Annotated in this window: 1 tRNA gene and 1 rRNA gene; both read left to right on the top strand. The window is 53.9% G+C overall.

What is annotated here, in order from left to right:
• Positions 1-849 (top strand): 16S ribosomal RNA (locus Xsto_RS20720); the annotation flags it as partial.
• Positions 850-930: 81 nt separating this feature from the next.
• Positions 931-1,006 (top strand) — tRNA-Glu (locus Xsto_RS20715).
• The last annotated feature ends 56 nt before the right edge of the window (positions 1,007-1,062 follow it).

Genomic DNA, 1,062 nt, shown 5'->3' with positions numbered 1-1,062 from the left:
AATGCGTAGAGATGTGGAGGAATACCGGTGGCGAAGGCGGCCCCCTGGACGAAGACTGACGCTCAGGTGCGAAAGCGTGGGGAGCAAACAGGATTAGATACCCTGGTAGTCCACGCCGTAAACGATGTCGACTTGGAGGTTGTGGCCTTGAGCCGTGGCTTCCGGAGCTAACGCGTTAAGTCGACCGCCTGGGGAGTACGGTCGCAAGATTAAAACTCAAATGAATTGACGGGGGCCCGCACAAGCGGTGGAGCATGTGGTTTAATTCGATGCAACGCGAAGAACCTTACCTACTCTTGACATCCAGCGAACCTTTCAGAGATGAAGGGGTGCCTTCGGGAACGCTGAGACAGGTGCTGCATGGCTGTCGTCAGCTCGTGTTGTGAAATGTTGGGTTAAGTCCCGCAACGAGCGCAACCCTTATCCTTTGTTGCCAGCACATCATGGTGGGAACTCAAGGGAGACTGCCGGTGATAAACCGGAGGAAGGTGGGGATGACGTCAAGTCATCATGGCCCTTACGAGTAGGGCTACACACGTGCTACAATGGCAGATACAAAGAGAAGCGACCTCGCGAGAGCAAGCGGAACTCATAAAGTCTGTCGTAGTCCGGATTGGAGTCTGCAACTCGACTCCATGAAGTCGGAATCGCTAGTAATCGTAGATCAGAATGCTACGGTGAATACGTTCCCGGGCCTTGTACACACCGCCCGTCACACCATGGGAGTGGGTTGCAAAAGAAGTAGGTAGCTTAACCTTCGGGAGGGCGCTTACCACTTTGTGATTCATGACTGGGGTGAAGTCGTAACAAGGTAACCGTAGGGGAACCTGCGGTTGGATCACCTCCTTAACCTATGATGGTGAAATGTGAGTGTTCACACAGATTGTCTGATGAATGTAAGACGAGCAGCGTCTGCGAAGAAGACTTGAAGTCCCCTTCGTCTAGAGGCCTAGGACACCGCCCTTTCACGGCGGTAACAGGGGTTCGAATCCCCTAGGGGACGCCACTTTGCTCGGGAGTCGGGTGAAAGACGGCGCCAACGAAAGGTATTGTTAAGCGGGC

This window comes from Xenorhabdus stockiae (assembly GCF_002632825.1).
Lineage (GTDB): Bacteria > Pseudomonadota > Gammaproteobacteria > Enterobacterales > Enterobacteriaceae > Xenorhabdus > Xenorhabdus stockiae.
This window is presented reverse-complemented; position numbering and strand designations above follow the sequence as displayed.